This is a genomic window from Thiohalobacter sp. IOR34, from assembly GCF_030406045.1.
In the GTDB taxonomy this organism is placed as follows: domain Bacteria; phylum Pseudomonadota; class Gammaproteobacteria; order Thiohalobacterales; family Thiohalobacteraceae.
The window spans coordinates 2524535-2541035 of record NZ_CP128988.1 but is presented as its reverse complement, the minus strand read 5'-3'; the positions used below and the strand labels follow the sequence as shown (position 1 = coordinate 2541035).

Annotated in this window: 16 protein-coding genes, 1 pseudogene and 1 riboswitch; of the genes and pseudogenes, 11 read left to right on the top strand and 6 right to left on the bottom strand. The window is 69.6% G+C overall.

The features are described from left to right. The first annotated feature begins 184 nt into the window (after nt 1-184). Genes cobU through QVG61_RS11795 form a run of 4 tightly spaced genes read left to right on the top strand, consistent with a single transcriptional unit; the run spans nt 185 to nt 3117 of the window. The gene (gene cobU / locus QVG61_RS11810) at nt 185-730 is read left to right on the top strand and encodes a bifunctional adenosylcobinamide kinase/adenosylcobinamide-phosphate guanylyltransferase (protein WP_289930839.1); all 546 of its coding nucleotides are present in this window, start codon (nt 185-187) and stop codon (nt 728-730) included. Beyond that, nucleotides 723-1775 (top strand): nicotinate-nucleotide--dimethylbenzimidazole phosphoribosyltransferase, encoded by a 1053-nt coding sequence (gene cobT, locus QVG61_RS11805; protein WP_289930838.1) that lies wholly within the window; start codon nt 723-725, stop codon nt 1773-1775. The genes cobU and cobT overlap by 8 nt, the downstream gene beginning before the upstream one ends. Next, nucleotides 1772-2389, top strand: coding sequence for an alpha-ribazole phosphatase family protein (cobC, locus tag QVG61_RS11800; protein ID WP_289930837.1), 618 nt, complete (start codon nt 1772-1774; stop codon nt 2387-2389). The genes cobT and cobC overlap by 4 nt, the downstream gene beginning before the upstream one ends. 2 nt (nt 2390-2391) lie before the next feature. Then, nucleotides 2392-3117 carry an adenosylcobinamide-GDP ribazoletransferase gene (locus QVG61_RS11795; protein ID WP_354671165.1) on the top strand — a complete coding sequence of 242 codons (726 nt, stop codon included), beginning with the start codon at nt 2392-2394 and terminating at the stop codon, nt 3115-3117. A gap of 136 nt (nt 3118-3253) precedes the next feature. Here QVG61_RS11795 and QVG61_RS11790 read toward each other — a convergent pair whose 3' ends face one another. Next, entirely contained in the window at nt 3254-3919 is a 666-nt protein-coding gene (locus QVG61_RS11790) for a hypothetical protein (RefSeq protein WP_289930835.1), read from the bottom strand. A gap of 1042 nt (nt 3920-4961) precedes the next feature. Continuing rightward, nucleotides 4962-6419, bottom strand: coding sequence for a cobyric acid synthase (locus tag QVG61_RS11785; protein WP_289930834.1), 1458 nt, complete (start codon nt 6417-6419; stop codon nt 4962-4964). A 167-nt stretch (nt 6420-6586) separates the two neighbouring features. On the opposite strand from QVG61_RS11785, the gene cbiB reads away from it, so the two are divergent. Genes cbiB through QVG61_RS11770 form a run of 3 tightly spaced genes read left to right on the top strand, consistent with a single transcriptional unit; the run spans nt 6587 to nt 9366 of the window. Next, nucleotides 6587-7492, top strand: a complete 906-nt coding sequence (gene cbiB / locus QVG61_RS11780) for an adenosylcobinamide-phosphate synthase CbiB (protein ID WP_289930833.1) — start codon at nt 6587-6589, stop codon at nt 7490-7492. Beyond that, on the top strand, nt 7485-8486 hold the full coding sequence (cobD, locus tag QVG61_RS11775) for a threonine-phosphate decarboxylase CobD (protein ID WP_289930832.1): 1002 nt from the start codon (nt 7485-7487) through the stop codon (nt 8484-8486). Before cbiB ends, cobD begins: the two co-directional genes overlap by 8 nt. Then, a complete protein-coding gene (locus QVG61_RS11770; protein WP_289930831.1) occupies nt 8479-9366 on the top strand; it encodes a cobalamin-binding protein in 888 nt (295 codons plus the stop codon). Before cobD ends, QVG61_RS11770 begins: the two co-directional genes overlap by 8 nt. Before the next feature lie 397 nt (nt 9367-9763). Here the strand turns inward: QVG61_RS11770 and QVG61_RS11765 are convergent. The 4 genes and pseudogenes from QVG61_RS11765 to btuB form a co-directional block, all read right to left on the bottom strand. After that, nucleotides 9764-9907, bottom strand: a pseudogene (locus QVG61_RS11765) (nitroreductase family protein); the annotation flags it as partial. Next, entirely contained in the window at nt 9904-10455 is a 552-nt protein-coding gene (locus tag QVG61_RS11760) for a cob(I)yrinic acid a,c-diamide adenosyltransferase (RefSeq protein WP_289930830.1), read from the bottom strand. The gene QVG61_RS11760 and the pseudogene QVG61_RS11765, both read right to left, overlap by 4 nt. A 79-nt stretch (nt 10456-10534) precedes the next feature. Continuing rightward, on the bottom strand, nt 10535-11224 hold the full coding sequence (locus QVG61_RS11755) for an energy transducer TonB (RefSeq protein WP_289930829.1): 690 nt from the start codon (nt 11222-11224) through the stop codon (nt 10535-10537). After that, complete coding sequence (btuB, locus tag QVG61_RS11750) at nt 11224-13059, bottom strand: TonB-dependent vitamin B12 receptor (protein ID WP_289930828.1); 1836 nt, start codon at nt 13057-13059, stop codon at nt 11224-11226. The genes QVG61_RS11755 and btuB overlap by 1 nt, the downstream gene beginning before the upstream one ends. Before the next feature lie 148 nt (nt 13060-13207). Further along, a riboswitch (cobalamin riboswitch) is annotated at nt 13208-13445 on the bottom strand. 124 nt (nt 13446-13569) lie between these two features. Here btuB and QVG61_RS11745 point away from each other — a divergent pair. The 4 genes from QVG61_RS11745 (at nt 13570) to QVG61_RS11730 (ending at nt 16297) form a co-directional block, all read left to right on the top strand. Next, nucleotides 13570-14022 carry a hypothetical protein gene (locus tag QVG61_RS11745; protein ID WP_289930827.1) on the top strand — a complete coding sequence of 151 codons (453 nt, stop codon included), beginning with the start codon at nt 13570-13572 and terminating at the stop codon, nt 14020-14022. A 472-nt stretch (nt 14023-14494) separates the two neighbouring features. Further along, nucleotides 14495-14725: a sulfurtransferase TusA family protein gene (locus QVG61_RS11740; RefSeq protein ID WP_289930826.1), complete on the top strand. Its 231-nt coding sequence runs from the start codon at nt 14495-14497 to the stop codon at nt 14723-14725. 403 nt (nt 14726-15128) lie between these two features. Beyond that, nucleotides 15129-15671, top strand: a complete 543-nt coding sequence (locus QVG61_RS11735) for a nitroreductase family protein (RefSeq protein WP_289930825.1) — start codon at nt 15129-15131, stop codon at nt 15669-15671. Between the two features lie 11 nt (nt 15672-15682). Further along, nucleotides 15683-16297: a TetR/AcrR family transcriptional regulator gene (locus QVG61_RS11730; RefSeq protein ID WP_289930824.1), complete on the top strand. Its 615-nt coding sequence runs from the start codon at nt 15683-15685 to the stop codon at nt 16295-16297. Nucleotides 16298-16501: the final 204 nt, after the last annotated feature.

Sequence of the window (16501 nt, the reverse complement as noted above, 5' to 3'; positions counted from 1 at the left end):
GAGTTTCAGGGCAAAATGCGACGCCAGATTTGGTCTGAACTCGAACAGGCACAAACTGTAACAGGGTACAATTGCTCGCAGAGGGAATCACTGCCTTGATATATACCGGAAAAAATTACGCATGCAAGGCCGCCTTGGTGCAATATCCGGGTTAAATGGCGACTTCCCCCGCGGACCCGAGACGATGAAGGAACTGATTCTGGGCGGCGCCCGTTCCGGCAAGAGCCGCTGGGCGGAGCAGTGCGCCGCGGCCGACGGCCGGACGGTCTGCTATGTCGCCACGGCCGGGGCCGGGGATGCCGAGATGGCGGCGCGCATCGCACGCCACCGTGCCGAACGGCCGGCCACCTGGCGCACGGTCGAGGCGCCGCTGGCGCTGGCCGAGACGCTGGCGCGCGAGGCCGCCGCGGATCGCTGCCTGCTGGTCGACTGCCTGACCCTCTGGTTGTCCAACCTGCTCGGTCACGACCCGGCTCTGGCGGTGGACGACCCCGAGGCCTGTCTGGCGCGCGAGAGCCAGCGGCTGCTGAGTCTGCTGCCGACCCTGCCGGGGCGGGTCATCCTGGTCAGCAACGAGGTTGGCCAGGGGCTGGTCCCGGCCGATGCCGCCAGCCGCCGTTTCCGTGACGAGGCCGGTCGCCTGCATCAGGCGCTGGCCACTTGCTGCGACCGGGTGACACTGGTGGTCGCCGGTCTGCCTCTCTACCTGAAAGGAGATCCCCTTGACTGACTGGATCCTTGAGCCGGTCTGTACTCCGGATGCCACCGTCCGCGAGGCGGCGCAGGCGCGCCAGGCCCAGCTCACCAAGCCACCGGGGTCGCTCGGCCGGTTGGAGGACCTGGCCGTGGCCTTCGCCGCCCGCCAGGGGCGGGAACGGCCGTCCCTGGATGCCGTGTGGATCAGCGTCTTCGCCGCCGACCACGGCGTGGCCCGCGCCGGTGTCTCGGCCTTTCCCCAGGCGGTGACGCTGGAGATGGTGCGCAACTTCGTCCGCGGCGGGGCGGCGATCAGCGTCCTGGCCCGTGAGCTGGGCGCCGAGCTGGAGGTGATCAACCTCGGCACCGTCGACGATCCAGGGCCGATGGAGGGGGTGCGCGCGGCCCGCCTGGGGCCGGGTAGCAGCGATTTCACCGCCGGGCCGGCGATGAGCGAGGCGCAGTTCGAGGCGGCCCTGGCCGAGGGGCGGGGCGCGGTGGAACGGGCTCGCGCGGCCGGTGCCGGCCTGTTCATCGGCGGGGAGATGGGTATCGGCAACACCAGCGCCGCCGCGGCGCTGGCCGCGGCCCTGCTGGGTCTGCCGGCGGTCGAACTCACCGGCCCCGGCACCGGTCTGGATGCCGCCGGGGTGCTGCACAAGGCGGCCATCCTGCAGCGGGCGCTCGACTTCCACGGCACGGCGCTGGCCGAGCCGAGGGAGGCCCTGCGCCGGCTCGGGGGGTTCGAGATCGCGGCCCTGGCCGGTGCATTTCTGCGCGCCGCCCAGCTCGGCCTGCCGGTCCTGGTCGACGGCTTCATCGCCAGCGCGGCGGCCCTCGCCGCGGCACGGCTCAACCCGGCCGCCGCGGCCTGGCCGCTCTATGCCCATGCCTCGGCCGAACCCGGCCACCGGCGGATTCTGGCCGGTCTGGAGGCCGAGCCGTTGCTCGATCTCGGCCTGCGCCTCGGCGAGGGCAGCGGGGCGGCGGTCGCCGTCTGTCTGCTGCGCCAGGCCCTGGCCCTGCACAACGGCATGGCGACCTTCGCCGAGGCCGGCGTCTCCGGCAAGGAGGCATGAACCCCACCACCGTCGATCTGCTGCGTCACGGCGAGACCGTGCTGGGTGCGGTTTTTCTCGGCCGCAGCGATGCGCCGCTGACTGCGGCCGGCAGGGCGGCGATGCAGGCCGCCCTGCCGGAACGGCCGTCCTGGCAGATCGTCTTCAGCTCGCCGCTGCAGCGCTGTGCGGATTTCGCCGGCGAACTGGCGCAGCAGGCCGGGGTGGAGTGCCGGCTGCTGCCCGAACTGCAGGAGATGGATTTCGGCGACTGGGACGGGCGCAGTGCGCAGCAGATCCAGGCCGAGGACCCCAATGCCCTGGAGACCTTCTGGGCCGATCCGCTGCACCGCGCTCCACCCGGCGGCGAGACCCTGGCCGGTTTCGCGGAGCGGGTGGCGCGCGGCTGGCGGCTCCTGCTCGCCGCCGCCGCCGGCCGCCATGCGCTGCTGGTCAGCCATGGCGGCGTGATTCGCGTGCTGCTCTGCCAGCAGCTTGGTGTGCCCCTGGAACGGTTGTTCTGCTGGCGGGTGCCCCATGCCGGCCTGAGCCGCCTGCGGCTGCAGGGTCTTGCGCCGGGGCAGGCCGAGCTGTGTTTCCTCAACGGCCGTATCGAGCAATGCGCGGAGGAATGAGCGTGCGCGGTTTCTGGATCGCCCTGCAGTTCCTGACCCGCCTGCCGGTGCCGGCACTCGGCCAACTCGGGCGGGAGGACATCGCCCGTTCCCTGGTGTGCTACCCGCTGGTCGGCCTGCTGCTGGGCCTGATCCTCTGGGGACTGGCGGCGGCCACCGCCGGGCTCGGGCCCTTGCCGGCTGCGGCGCTGCTGTTGCTGGTCTGGACGGCGCTGACCGGCGGCCTGCATCTCGATGGCCTCGGCGACTGTGCTGACGCCTGGCTGGGTGGCCACGGTGATGCCGAGCGCAGCCTGGCGATCATGAAGGATCCCCACGCCGGGCCGGCGGCAGTGATCGCCATCGTCCTGCTGCTGCTGTTCAAGTTCGCTGCCCTCGCCACCTTGTTGGCCGGCACGCCACTGTGGGTGTTGCTGCTGGTGCCCGTGCTGGGACGGGCCGCTGTGATTGGCCTGTTGCGCACCGCGCCCTATGTTCGGCCCGGCGGGTTGGGCGAGCCATTGAGCGAAGCGGCGGCGGAAGGCGGCGTCATCGCCCTGTTGGCGACGGCAGGCGGCGTGCTCCTGCTCGGCGGCGGTTCCGGCCTGCTGTGGCTCGTCTGCGCCGCCCTGGCCGTGGCCGCCGTGCGTCACCTCGCCCTGCGGCGCATCGGCGGGGTGACCGGCGACGTCCTCGGTGCGGCCGTCGAGATCAGCGAGGCCGCGGTGTTGTTGGGGATGTTGATATAGAAGCTGGAAGCTAGGAGCTAGGAGCTAGAAGACAGGAGTCAGAATTCAGAAGGCAGCAGAGTGGGCACTGCCCGCCGTTTTCCGGATCGCTCTCCCATCTCACAGCTTCCGTCTCCCAGCTTCTAGCTCCTAGCTCCTAGCTTCCATCTTCTAACAACGGCCCACGCAGGCGCTCGAAGTCGCGCGGCGCGACGTATTGCAGCACGTCCTTGCCCTTGGTGTGGATGATCAGGTCCAGCCCGCGGTCGGGGTAGAGCAGGTGACGGGCGCCGCTGTCGTCGGAGAGGGTCTCCGCGGGGATGCCGAAACGGCGCTCGGCGATGTCCTCGTCGAGGTTGACGGTGGGGATGAAGGTGATGCCGATCAGCGGGGCGTCCAGTACCAGCGGCCGGTCCTCGTGACGGATATGGAACTTCAGGGCACCGCTTTCCAGCCGCTCGACCCGCGCGGCGCGCTCGCGCAGCCCGGCCAGGGTCTCAGCCGGCAGTTCGGCGGCGAGGATCAGCTTGCCCGAGAACAGGCCGGCGGTGAAGCGGCTGTAGTACAGCTCCAGGCTGCCCGGCTCGCCGCGTTCCGCGATCACGGCGAGTTCCGCATCGCGGCCGATCCGGGCCAGGGCGTCGCCGAGGCGGTCACGGCCCAGATGCAGACCGAACACCCGCGAGCTGCCGTCGGCCAGCACCTCGATCTGCCAGGGCAGGTCGCGGGGCGGCTGCGGCGGCGAGCCGCCGTCGCGCAGGCTGAGCAACACGGCCAGCACGGCCAGCAGCAGGATCACCAGCAGGGGGCGAAATTTTTTCATGAGGCAGCGTTCCGGCGGAGTCGGGTGGCGGATTGTACCGCGTCGGAAGCCGGGGTTGGGCATTCCCCCGTCGTCAGGCGGAACCGACGATGGCCGCGAAATCCACCAAACCCACGAAAAGATCGATGGCCACGGAACCCACGGAACACATTGTAGGAGCGGCCTCCAGGCCGCGATCGAGGTGGCATCACCCGCCGTCGTCAGGCGGAACCTGGGATGGCCACGAAACCCACCAAACCCACGAAAAGATCGATGGCCACGGAATCCACGGAAAACATTGTAGGAGCGGCCTCCAGGCCGCGATCTGGGGTGGCATCACCCGCCATCGTCAGGCGAAACCGACGATGGCCACGAAACCCGCGAAACCCACGAAAAATCGATGGCCACGGAACCCACGGAAAACATTGTAGGAGCGGCCTCCAGGCCGCGATCGAGGTGGCATCACCCGCCGTCGTCAGGCGGAACCTACAATGGCCACGAAATCCGCGAAACCCACGAAACGACCGATGGCCACGGAATCCACGGAAAACATTGTAGGAGCGGCCTCCAGGCCGCGATGGGGTTGCCGCCGTCGTCAGGCGGAACCGACGATGGCTACGAAACCCACGAAAAGATCAATGGCCACGGAACCCACGGAAGGCATTGTAGGAGCGGCCTCCAGGCCGCGATCGAGGTGGCATCACCCGCCGTCGTCAGGCGGAACCTGGGATGGCCACGAAATCCACCAAACCCACGAAAAGATCGATAGCCACGGAACCCACGGAAAACATTGTAGGAGCGGCCTCCAGGCCGCGATGGGGTTGCCGCCGTCGTCAGGCGGAACCGACGATGGCCACGAAACCCGCGAATCCCACGAAAAATCGATGGCCACGGAACCCACGGAAAACATTGTAGGAGCGGCCTCCAGGCCGCGATGGGGTTGCCGCCGTCGTCAGGCGGAACCGACGATGGCCACGAAACCCACGAAAAGATCAATAGCCACGGAATCCACGGAAGGTTTTGTAGGAGCGGCCTCCAGGCCGCGATCCCGCAAAGGGGAGGGCTAAAGCCCGATCCCCAGCAGCCCGTCCACGAAGTCCATGTCGAGGTGTTCCTCCAGGGTGTCGGCCAGCCGCTCGATGGCGGCCTCGCGCAGGCCGTGGTAGTCCAGCGGCTGCGCCTCCTCCAGCCCGGCCCAGCGGAGCAGGGCGCTGCAGGCCGCCGGCTGCTCGAACAGCCCGTGCAGGTAGGTGGCGAGGATCTGGCCGTCCTCCGACAGGGCGCCGTCGCAGCGGCCGTCGTCGAGGTGGACCGCGGGACGTTCCAGCGCCGCGCCCTCGCTGCGCCCGGCGTGGATCTCGTAACCCTCCACCTCCGCGCTCTCCAGGCCCAGCCGACCACGTACCCGGCGCAGCTGCTTGTCGGTTTCCAGCCGGGTCTCCAGATCGAGCAGGCCGAGCCCCTCGCTGCTCCCGGCCGGTCCCTCGATGCCCTGCGGGTCGTGCAGCCGGCGGCCCAGCATCTGCAGGCCGCCGCAGATGCCGAGCAGCCGGCCGCCATAACGCAGGTGGCGGTGGATGTGGGTCTCCCAGCCGTGATGGCGCAGCGCGGCGAGGTCGGCACGCACGCTCTTGCTGCCGGGCAGGACGATGAGGTCGGCGGCTGGCGGTCGCGCCTCCAGGGGAACGAAGCGGAGATCGACCTGGGGATGCAGGCGCAGCGGGTCGAAGTCGGTGTGGTTGCTGATCCGCGGCAGCACCGGCACCAGGACCCGCAGCGGGCGGTCTGCCTCCAGCCGCTGTCCGGCGGCGATGGCATCCTCCGCCTCCAGGTGCAGGCCGTGCAGCCAGGGCAGCACGCCTGCCACGCGTTTCCCGCTGTTCGCCTCGAGCCAGTCCAGGCCGGGTTGCAGCAAGCCGATGTCGCCGCGAAAGCGGTTGATGACGAAGCCGCGGGTTCGGGCGCGTTCCGGAGAGGAGAGCAGTTCCAGGGTGCCGATCAGATGGGCGAAGACCCCGCCGCGGTCGATGTCGGCGACCAGCAGCACCGGGCAGTCGGCCGCCTCCGCGAAGCCCATGTTGGCGATGTCGTGCGCGCGCAGGTTGACCTCGGCCGGGCTGCCGGCCCCTTCCACCAGCACCAGATCGTGTGCCGCCTGCAGCCGCCGGTAGGATTCCATCACCGCCGCCAGCAGCTGTGGCTTGTGCGCGTGATAGGCGCGGGCATCCAGCTCCTGCCGTGCCCGGCCGTGGACGATGACCTGGGCCCCGGTGTCGCTGTTGGGTTTCAGCAGCACAGGGTTCATGTCCACCGTCGGTTCCAGTCCCGCGGCCTGCGCCTGGACCGCCTGGGCGCGGCCGATTTCGCCGCCATCGGCGGTTACTGCGCTGTTCAGGGCCATGTTCTGGGGTTTGAAGGGGGCGACGCGCAGGCCGCGGCGGGCATAGACCCGGCACAGGCCGGCGACCAGCGTGCTCTTGCCGGCGTCGGAGGTGGTGCCCTGGATCATGAGTGTGCCCATCGGGCGGCGATTGTCGCATGAACGGGGGAGGGGGGAGGAGGTGGAATTCAGAAGCCAGAATTCAGAATCCAGGAGTCAGAATCCAGGAGTCAGGAGCTGGGAGGGGGCTCGGTCGGCGTAGCGGCTTGGGGTACACTGCGCGTTTTGCAAACCCCGAGTCCGGATGCGTGTCGACTGCACTTGCCATTGCCGCTGCCCTGTTGCTCGATCGCCTGTTCGGCGAGCCCCGCCGCTGGCATCCGCTGGTCGGCTTCGGTCGCCTGGCCGGGGCGCTGGAGAGGCGCTGGAACCGGCCGCCGCCTGGCGGGGTGCTGCCCGGTCTGGCCGCGCTGCTGCTGCTGGTGCTGCCACCGGTGGCGTTGGCCGCGGTTCTGCAGGCCGGCGCCGCGGCCTGGCCCGTGGGGGTGCTGCTGCTCTATCTCGCCATTGGACAGCGCAGCCTGGAGGAACATGCCCGGACCGTGGCCGCGGCCCTGGATGCCGGCGATCTCGCGGCGGCGCGGCTGGCCGTCGGCCGGCTGGTCAGCCGTGATACCGCGCAGCTCGATGCCGACGGGGTGGCCGGGGCCACCGTCGAGTCGGTGCTCGAAAACGGCAACGATGCCCTGTTCGGCGCCCTGTTCTGGTTCCTGGTGGCGGGCGCCCCCGGCGTCGTGCTCTACCGCCTGGTCAACACCCTGGATGCCATGTGGGGTTACCGCACGCCGCGTTTCCTCCGCTTCGGCCGGGCCGCGGCACGCCTCGACGACCTGCTGAACTGGCTGCCGGCGCGGCTCACTGCCCTCGGCTACGCGCTGCTCGGCGATGGCCGCCGGGCCTGGCGCTGTTGGCGGGCCCAGGCTCCGGCCTGGAAGAGCCCCAATGCCGGGCCGGTGATGGCGGCCGGCGCCGGTGCCCTGGGCGTGCGGCTCGGCGGCCCGGCCCGCTATCATGGCGACTGGCAGCCGCGCCCGCCGCTGGGCGCGGGCCATGCCCCGCATGCCGCGGACATCGGCCGGGCTCTGGGCCTGGTGCGGCAGGGGGCTTGGCTGTGGCTGGGGCTGGCGGCGGCCGGGGGGTGGATCCTTGCTTGAGCACGGTGGCCGCCTGAACGTCGCGGCACGGCGCTATGGCATTCCGCGCGAGGCCTGGCTGGACCTGTCCACCGGCATCAATCCCTGCGGCTGGCCGGTGCCCGAGCTGCCGGCCGCGGTCTGGCAGCGCCTGCCGGAGGACGACGATGGGCTGGCAGCGGCCGCGGCGGCTTATTACGGCGGCGGGCCGCCGCTGGCGGTGGCCGGCAGCCAGGCGGCCATCCAGATCCTGCCGCGGCTGCGTCCCGCGGGGCGGGTGGCGGTGCTGAGCCCCGGCTATGCCGAACATGCCGCGGCCTGGCGGGTCGCCGGCCATGCCGTGATCGAGGTGCCGGCCGAGGGAATCGCCGCGCTGCTGGAGCGGATCAAGGTGCTGGTGCTGATCAATCCCAACAATCCTACGGGGACGCGCTTTGCCGCGGACCAGCTGCTGGCCTGGCACCAGCGGCTGGCGGCGCGCGGTGGCTGGCTGGTGGTCGACGAGGCCTTCATGGATGCCGAGCCCGGCGACAGCCTGGTGGCGGCCGCCGGCCGTCCCGGCCTGGTGGTGCTGCGCTCGTTGGGCAAGTTCTTCGGTCTGGCCGGGGCGCGGGTCGGTTTCCTGTTTGCCGAAGCGGCACTGCAGCGCGCCCTGGCGGCGCGACTCGGCCCCTGGGCGGTGGCCGCCCCGGCCCGTGAGGTGGCCCGCCGGGCGCTGGCAGATGGCGACTGGCAGGCCCGGACCCGCCAGCGGCTCGGCCGGGACGCGCTGCGGCTCGCCGCCCTGCTGCGGGCCCATGGCCTGCCTCCCGCCGGTGGCACCGCCCTCTTCCAGTGGCTGCCCCACCCCCGGGCTGCGGAGCTGGCCGAGGCCTTCGCCCGCCAGGCGGTGCTGGTGCGCCACTTCGAGGCCCCTGCCTCGCTGCGCTTCGGGCTGCCGGGGACGGCAGCGGACTGGGCGCGGCTGGAGACGGTGCTGGAACGGGTGACGGGCGAGGCGGCGGCCCATGGCTGAACGCCGATGGCGCTGGCTGGGCGTGCTCTGGCTGTTGGCGCTGGCGTTGCCGGCGCTGGCCGAGATCCGCGTCCTGGACGATACCGGGCAGACAGTGGTCCTGCCGGCGCCGGCCCGGCGGGTGATCAGTCTGGCGCCGCACGTCACCGAAACCCTGTTCGCCATCGGCGCCGGCGACCGGCTGGTGGGGGCGGTGGACTTCAGCGATTATCCGCCAGCGGCAAAGCGGTTGCCCCGGGTGGGTGGTTATTCCCGGCTCGACACCGAGCGCATCCTGGCCCTGCAACCGGATCTGGTGGTCGGCTGGGCCGGCGGCAACGACGCCGACAGCCTGGCCATGCTGCGGCGCCTGGGACTGACCCTGTTCCTCAGCGAGCCGCAGCGGCTGGAGGACATGCCGGACCAGTTCTTGCGGCTGGGCCGGCTGCTGGGACAGGAGGCCGCGGCAGGCCGACTGGCGGAGGATTTCCGCCGGCGGTTGGAGGAACTGCGCCGGCGCTACGCGGGGAGCTCCCCGGTGCGGGTGTTCTACCAGGTCTGGGATCGGCCGCTGATCACGCTCAATGGCGAGCAGCCGGTCTCTGACCTGATCCGTCTGTGCGCTGGGCACAACGTCTTCGCCGACCTGACGGCCGCAGCGCCGCGGGTCGATATCGAGGCGGTGCTGGCGGCGGACCCGCAGGTGATCATCGCCTCGGGCATGGGCGCGCAGCGGCCGGAATGGCTGGATGCCTGGCGCCGCTGGCCGGAGCTGTCCGCCGTGCGCGGCGGGCATCTGTACGTGATCGACCCGGATATCATCCAGCGCCCGGGGCCGCGGCTGCTGCAGGGGGCGGAGCGGATGTGCGAACTGCTGGAGCGGGTGCGGGCAGGCCGCTGAAGGGGACGTTCAGTCCGCTTCCATGGGCCGCCCCCAGCTGTCCTCGTAGAGCAGGGACTCGAGCGGTCGGGACCTTCAGTAGAAGGCCCCGACATGGCCGATGCAGAGGATGGCGACCGGTTAACGCCAATCGCGGCCTGGAGGCCGCTCCTACCATGGTGCCGCCATGCCACGTAGGAGCGGCCTCCAGGCCGCGATCCCCGGCTGGCAAAGCAGGTTGGGTAATCGTCCGAAAAACCATAGCCGTCGCTATGGCTTGAGGAGGATTACCCAGGATGCGCAGCCAGAGTCGGCCTGACATCGAATAGGCGCAAACTGTAACCCGCCCGGAGGGCTTTTCATGGCCATGGCGTCCTTCGAACCCCATTCATGCCGGCCGCCTTGGTGCAATATCCGGGCTGGGCGCCTGGTGTGCCGCCTGCAGCAGGCGCTGCAACAGCCCGGGCTCGATGGGGTCGGTACGGAAGTGGCGCATGTCGCGCCGCTCGCGGATCACCCGGTAGACCGTCTCGATGACCTCTGGCGGGTGGGCCTGACTCACGCGTCGCGGCCGCGCTGCCAGAGCACGTCCGGCACCCCGGCGGCCCGGTTCAGGTGGCGGGCGAGCACGAACAGCAGATCGGAGAGGCGGTTGAGGTAGCGCAGGCTGGCGGCGTTGACCGGTTCCTTGCGGTTCAGGCTCACCACCCGCCGCTCGGCACGACGGCAGACGGTGCGCGCCAGGTGCGCCAGTGCCGCCGCACGGCTGCCGCCGGGGAGGATGAATTCCTTGAGGTAACCGAGGCCGGCGTTCATCGCGTCCAGCCAGGCCTCCAGGCCTTCGATACGGGCCGCGTCCAGCACCTGTCGGCCGGGCATGCAGAGTTCACTGCCGATGTCGAACAGGTCGTGCTGGATCTCCGTCAGCCTTTCGTGCACCTCGGGCGGCAGATCCTCCGTCAGCAGCAGGCCGACCACGCTGTTCAATTCGTCCACGCTGCCGAAGGCCTCGATGCGGGCATCGTCCTTGTCGACCCGCGAGCCGTCGCCGAGCCCGGTGCTGCCGCTGTCGCCGGTCCGGGTGTAGATCTTGGAGAGTCGGTGACCCATGGTGTGTTCCTCGTCGCTGTGCTGCAGGGGTAGTGTGTCCGCGAGCGGCTGGGGGCGCGGCCGTTTTTCCGCTCCGTTCTCAGCTGCCGGTGAGACGATACTGCACCGGCAGTTCCAGTTCACGCGCTGCGCCCAGCCGCCAGGCGGCAAGCGAAACCCGGCCGACCCGGGACAGGGCCTCGCGGGCCGAACGGTCCAGCAGCCGATAGCCGGAACTGCGGGTGACGCGCACGTCTTCGATGCGGCCGTCGGGGTTCAGGGTGAAGCCGAGCCGTACCTCCCCCTCCCAGCCGCGGCGGCGGGCCAGCGGCGGATAGCGGAAATGGCGGGCCAGTGCCAGCCGTACCTCGGCCAGCAGCCGGGCACTGGAGGGTGCTGCGGGCCGGGGCGCAGCGGTCGTGGCTGGGCGGATCCGGGGTGCCGGGGCGGGTGGCCGTGCCGTTGCCGCAGGGGGCGCCGGTGGCTTCTGCTGCCGTGGCTGGAGAGGGGGCCGGACCAGGGGCGGCCGGGTTGCCGTCCGCCGGGGCGGTTCGCGGCCGGGGCTGGCCGCCGGGGGCACCGGGGCGCTGTCCGCCTGGACCCCGACCGCCTCCGCCGGGCGGCGGCTTGAACCGGCGAGCTGCAGGTTCAGCACCGGGGCCTGGGGGGCGAGCGTGGGCGCCGGCGGTGGCCAGTGCGCGAGCAGCAGGCCGTGGATGCCCAGCGACAGCACCAGCATCCAGCCCAGCGGGCCGGGTGCAGGGTGCCGTCGCCGGGCCGCCGGGTGCATCAGCGCTGCGGACGGTAGGCCAGGGTGAGCAGCAGGTTGCGGCCGTCCTGCGGGTAGTAGCTGGCCAGCTGGTAGTCCCGGTCGAAGAGGTTGCCGAGCCGGGCGCCCAGGGTCCAGTCGCGCGCCAGGCCGTAGCGCAGGCGCAGGTCGAGGGTGGCGTAGCCGCCCAGCTCGCGGCTGTTGGCCAGGTTGTCGTAGCGCTTGCCCACGGCGCGCAGGGTGGCCCCTGCTCTGAGCCGGCCGAAGTCGCGGTCGAGGTCCAGCCGCAGGGAACGCTTGGCGCGCCTCGGCAGCTGGTTGCCGCGGTTGCTGTCGTTGCCGCGGTGCTCCGGGTCGGCCAGGGTCAGCGAAGTGCGCGTCTGCCAGCCGAACCACTGGCCGTCGATATCGACCTCCAGACCGCGGATCCGCGCCTCGCTGATGTTGTTGGGCGCGAGCAGGCTGCTGTCATAGGCGATCAGATCGTCGATCCGGGTCTGGTAGAGGCTGGCCGACCAGCGCAGGCGCTCGCTGCGGCCGGACAGGCCGAGTTCGATGCTGCGCGATTCCTCGGGCCTGAGGTTGGCGTTGCCGTAGCCGGGATAGTAGAGCTCGTTGAAGGTCGGGGCCTTGAAGGCGGTGCCATAGCTGGCGGTGAGGCGCAAGCTGTCCGCGAAGTCATGGCCGACCGCGATGCTGCCGGTGGTGTGGTTGCCGAACTGCTGGTCGTCGTCGCGGCGCAGGGCGACCTGCAGGTCGTGATTGCCGAGGCGGCCCTGGTACTGCAGGAACAGGCCCTTGTTGTCCCGCGAGTCGACCGCATAGCTGGCGCTGCTGGTCACCTTGTCGTCGTAGTAGTCCGCCCCCAGGCTCAGCAGGCCGCTGTCGCCGATGCCGAAGTCGGCCTGCAGCGACAGGCTGTTGCGGCGGGTGTCGAAGGTCGAGGCGTAACTGCCGTCCTTGAAGTTGTCGGACTCGTCGCGACTCTGGCCGGCCTTGAGGCGCAGGCTGCCGATCTCGCCGAGTGGCAGTTCGAGACCGGCGCCCAGCACCTGCTGCACACCCTCGGCTTCGTTCTGGAAGCTGCCGTCGAATTCGACATCGCTGTTGACGCGCAGCAGATGCAGGTCGAGGCTGGCCCCCTTGCCGAAGCGCAGGCCGCCGCGCAGGTTGAGGGACAGGTTGCGGTAGCCATCGTCGTCCGGCTCCTCGGTGTAGCAGCCGGCGAAGGCGGTGGAACTGCCGGTGCAGGCATTGAAACCTTCGGTGTCCTCGCCGGACAGGCTGAGGCTGTACCAGCGGTCCTGGTCGCCGCCGCTGATTGCGGCGCCCAGCTTGTAGGTCTGGTGACTGCCGGCGGAAAGGCCGAGCTCGGGGCGCCGGGTGGCGTCACCCTTGCGAGTGAAGATCTGGATCACGCCACCGATCGCCTCCGAGCCGTAGAGCGCGGAGCGCGGGCCGCGCACGATCTCGATGCGCTCGATCTGATCGACCGGGAAGTCCTGGAAGGCGGCCTGGCCGGTGGTGGCGGAGCCGACCCGCAAGCCGTCGATCAGTACCAGCACGTGGTCGGACTCGGTGCCGCGCAGGAACAGCGAGGTGTTCTTGCCACGGCCGCCGTTGTTGGCGATATCGATGCCAGCGACACCCGCCAGCAGTTCCTCCACCGACTGCGCCTGGAGGCGTTCGATGTCGGCACGCCCGATGACGGTGACCGATGCCAGGCTGGCATCCACGGTCTGCGCCGTGCGGGTCGCGGTGACGATGATGGGGTCGGCCGGCTCGGCGGCCTGCAGGGGGGCTGCCATGACCGAGGCCAGGGCGGTGATCAGGGGGGTGAAACGGTTTCCGGACATGATGGGGTCTCTCCTCTTGCGCACACCCGCGCAAAGACAGGTACATCACCGTGCCGGGAGGACATCGAACGTGAAGCGGACAGGAGCAGACGCTGTCCCGGTGTCGCCCTCCGCGACTCGGACCAAGTCGGCGCTGCCTTCAGGGGAAGGCAGGGCCGGTGCGTCAGGCCGGTCTCCGGGCTCGCGAGCGAGGATCTCTGCGTCCTCCGGTGAATCGCCTTCCCACGCCTGAGCGCAGTGGCCTGATGATTCACCTCGACTCGCCTACCGTTGCGGGGGCAGCGCCGGACTGGGTCTTCTGGCAATGAATGCCGGAGACCGCACCGGACTTCCCGTTTCATTCCACGGATGCCAATCCGCGGAAAACCTGTCGCAGGGGTGGCACAGGGTAGGGACAGCGGGGCAGGCTGTCAACGCGCCGTCCCCGAGGGAGCAACATACCGCAGAGTATGGCAATGCCGCGGGTGATCCGGTAACGTATCCGGCGCTTCGATCACGGAGGAATCCGGCATGAACAGGGCGACAGACGGCAGCGGGGGGGACCCCTATCTCAGCGCCTTCCGCGGCAGCTTCTACGGCGTGCTGCGCTGGCCCCAGCTCGACGCCCTCTGGGACAGCCTGCGCAGCGATGCCGAGGGTTGGTACATCTATGCGGTGGGCGAGCCGCCGCCGGAGAGGCCGGCCGATGCCGAGCGCCTGCTGCGCTTCATCGAGGAGATCGACGCCCTGCTGCGCCGCGAGCACGAGGAGGACTACTGCGGCATCGTCTACACCGACGCCTTCGAGACACCGACCTTCATCAAGATCTTCGACCCCAACAACCTGGGGGTCTCCTGTGGATTCTCCGACAACCCGCCCCTGCCCGGCTGGGTGCTGTCGAAGATGAAGCCGGCCGACCTGCAGGCCGATACGCCGCTGCCGGGCAACCGCCGCCGCTGGTGGCAGCGGCTGCTGGGCGGCTGAATCGCCTGTCTCTGCCTCTCCCGCTTGAGGGCCATGAAATCCGCCAGAGGACCGATGGCCACGGAAAACACGGCACCCCCGGACGTTGACCGGGACATTGCGCGAAGCGCAACCCCGACCTGGCGCCCTGTCCGCGGGTTGTACCGTGGCCGATACCCGGCGGGTTATGTCCACCCCGATCGCGGCCAGAAGGCCGCTCCTACAAGGAGTTCCGCCATGCCCTTGTAGGAGCGGCGTCCACGCCGCGACCCGGCGGAACCCCCATCGCGGCCAGGAGGCCGCTCCTACGATGTTTTCCGTGGATTCCGTGGCCATTGGATCGTTTGCTGATTTGGCGGCCATTACTTGACAAGCGCGTTTCCCCGGCTATTGTAAGTAAACGTTCACTAACATTGTGGGCGAGGTGCCCGGCCCGGCGGTCATGCGCCATGCCGGAGCGGGGCGGAACAGGGGAACGACGAGGAGAACGACCATGAGTGCATTCGACCAGGAACTGGACGCCCGCGGGCTGAACTGTCCGCTGCCGATCCTGCGTGCCAAGAAGAGCATCAACGCCCTGAGCAGCGGCCAGGTGCTGCGAATCGTCGCCACCGATCCCGGCTCGGTGAAGGATTTCGAGGCTTTCTGCAAGCAGACGGGCAACGAGCTGATCGTCTCCAACGATGCTGGCGGCGAGTACGAATTCCTGATTCGCAAGGGATGAGAGACAGGCCACCCGCGCGCAGCGCTGCCGCGGGTGGCCCCATCAGGGGGATGCCATGGAAACACGTGATGCCATTATTAACCCGGCAGCCAAATATGCCGTGTTCAGTGCTTCAGGCCTGTTCCGGGACAAGGCGCGGCCCGCCGGCAAGGGTCGGTCTCCTTGTCAAGGGCCGGAACGCCGGACCGGGGCAGGCCTGAAGCCCCGATCATTATATGATTCAATGGGTTCGGCCGTCGTGTGCCTGCCTGCGGACGGCGTTATCGAACCTTGCCGTAGGCATGCTACGGCGGCGTTTCGATGCCTTGCCGCAGGCAGGCACACGGCGGCTGAACACGGCATATTTGGTTGCCGGGTTAATAGCTGCCGCCGGGCGATCAAGCAGTTCGACCCCGAGCACCAGATGAGCGAGGCGGAGGTCGAGGCCCTGCTGTCACTGGCGCTGCTCTCGCCCACTGCCTTCAACATCCAGCACTGGCGTTTCGTCCGGGTGAGCGACCCCGAATTGCGGCGCCAGATCCGCGTCGCCGCCTGGGACCAGCCGCAGGTCACCGATGCCTCGCTGTTCCTGGTGCTCTGCGCCGACCTGCAGGCCTGGCAGAAGCGTCCGGAGCGCTACTGGGCCAATGCCCCTGCCGAGGTACGCGATTTCGTGCTGCCGGCGCTGGACGCCTATTACCGCGACAAGCCCCAGGTGCAGCGTGACGAGGCGCTGCGTTCCTGCGGCATCGCCGCGCAGACGCTGATGCTGGCGGCGCGGGACATGGGCTACGACAGCTGCCCGATGGACGGCTTTGACTTCCAGCGGGTGGCCGAGCTGATCGCCCTGCCGGAGGATCACGTCATCGCCCTGGCGTTGGCCATCGGCCGACGTACCGCCGAGCCCTGGCCGCGGCCTGGCCAGCTGCCACTTGCCGAAGTGGTGATTCAGGACCGCTTCGGCTGAGGGGAGAGATCATGGTGCAGCGGATGAAGGCGGCGGAGCGCCGTGCCGCCATCCTGGCCGTGGCCAAGGTGCTGTTCGCCGATCGCGGCTATCACGGGGTGTCGGTGGACGAGATCGCAGCCCGGGTCGCGGTCAGTCCGGCGGTGCTCTATCGCCACTTTCCCTCCAAGCAGGCCCTGTACGAGGCGGTGCTGAACGAGATCGCCTGCCGGCGCGAGAGCTATGTCGAAACCATCGTCGCCGGCCCTGACGATTTCGGCAGCGTGTTGCGGCGCATGACCCGGCTGTACGTGGAAAGCGTTGCCGCCGATCCGGACTATCTGCGCATGGAGCTGCACAGCGTCCTGGAGGGCAGTGACGCGGTGCGGGCCTTCTTCGAGAACCGCTGGCGACCCTTTGCCGACTTCATCGAGTTCTCCGTGGCCGAAATGAAGCGCGAGGGGCGACTGGCGGGGGCCAACGGACGGGTGGCGGCGCTGATGTTCCAGGGCATGGTCCGCGAGGCGCTATACAGTACCTGCCTGCATGCCCCGGGGCGCCTCGCCGACATGCCGCTGCCGACCCTGGTCGACAGCCTCATCGACCTGTTCCTCGCCGCGCTCGGGGTGGAGGATCGAGGGACCTGACAAACCCGGATATTGCACCAAGGCGGCCCGCACGAGAGAGGTTCGAGCCATGATCCAGGGGCTGCTAGGCAATGACAGGCCCGGCTGGGCGGGTGAAGGTTTGCGCCTATTCGATTGACTCCGGGCATCCTGCCCTCCGCCCTACGGGCCAGCCTTGCGGCTGTTCAAAATCGCTCCCGGCGATTTTGTCAGGACGCATCTGGC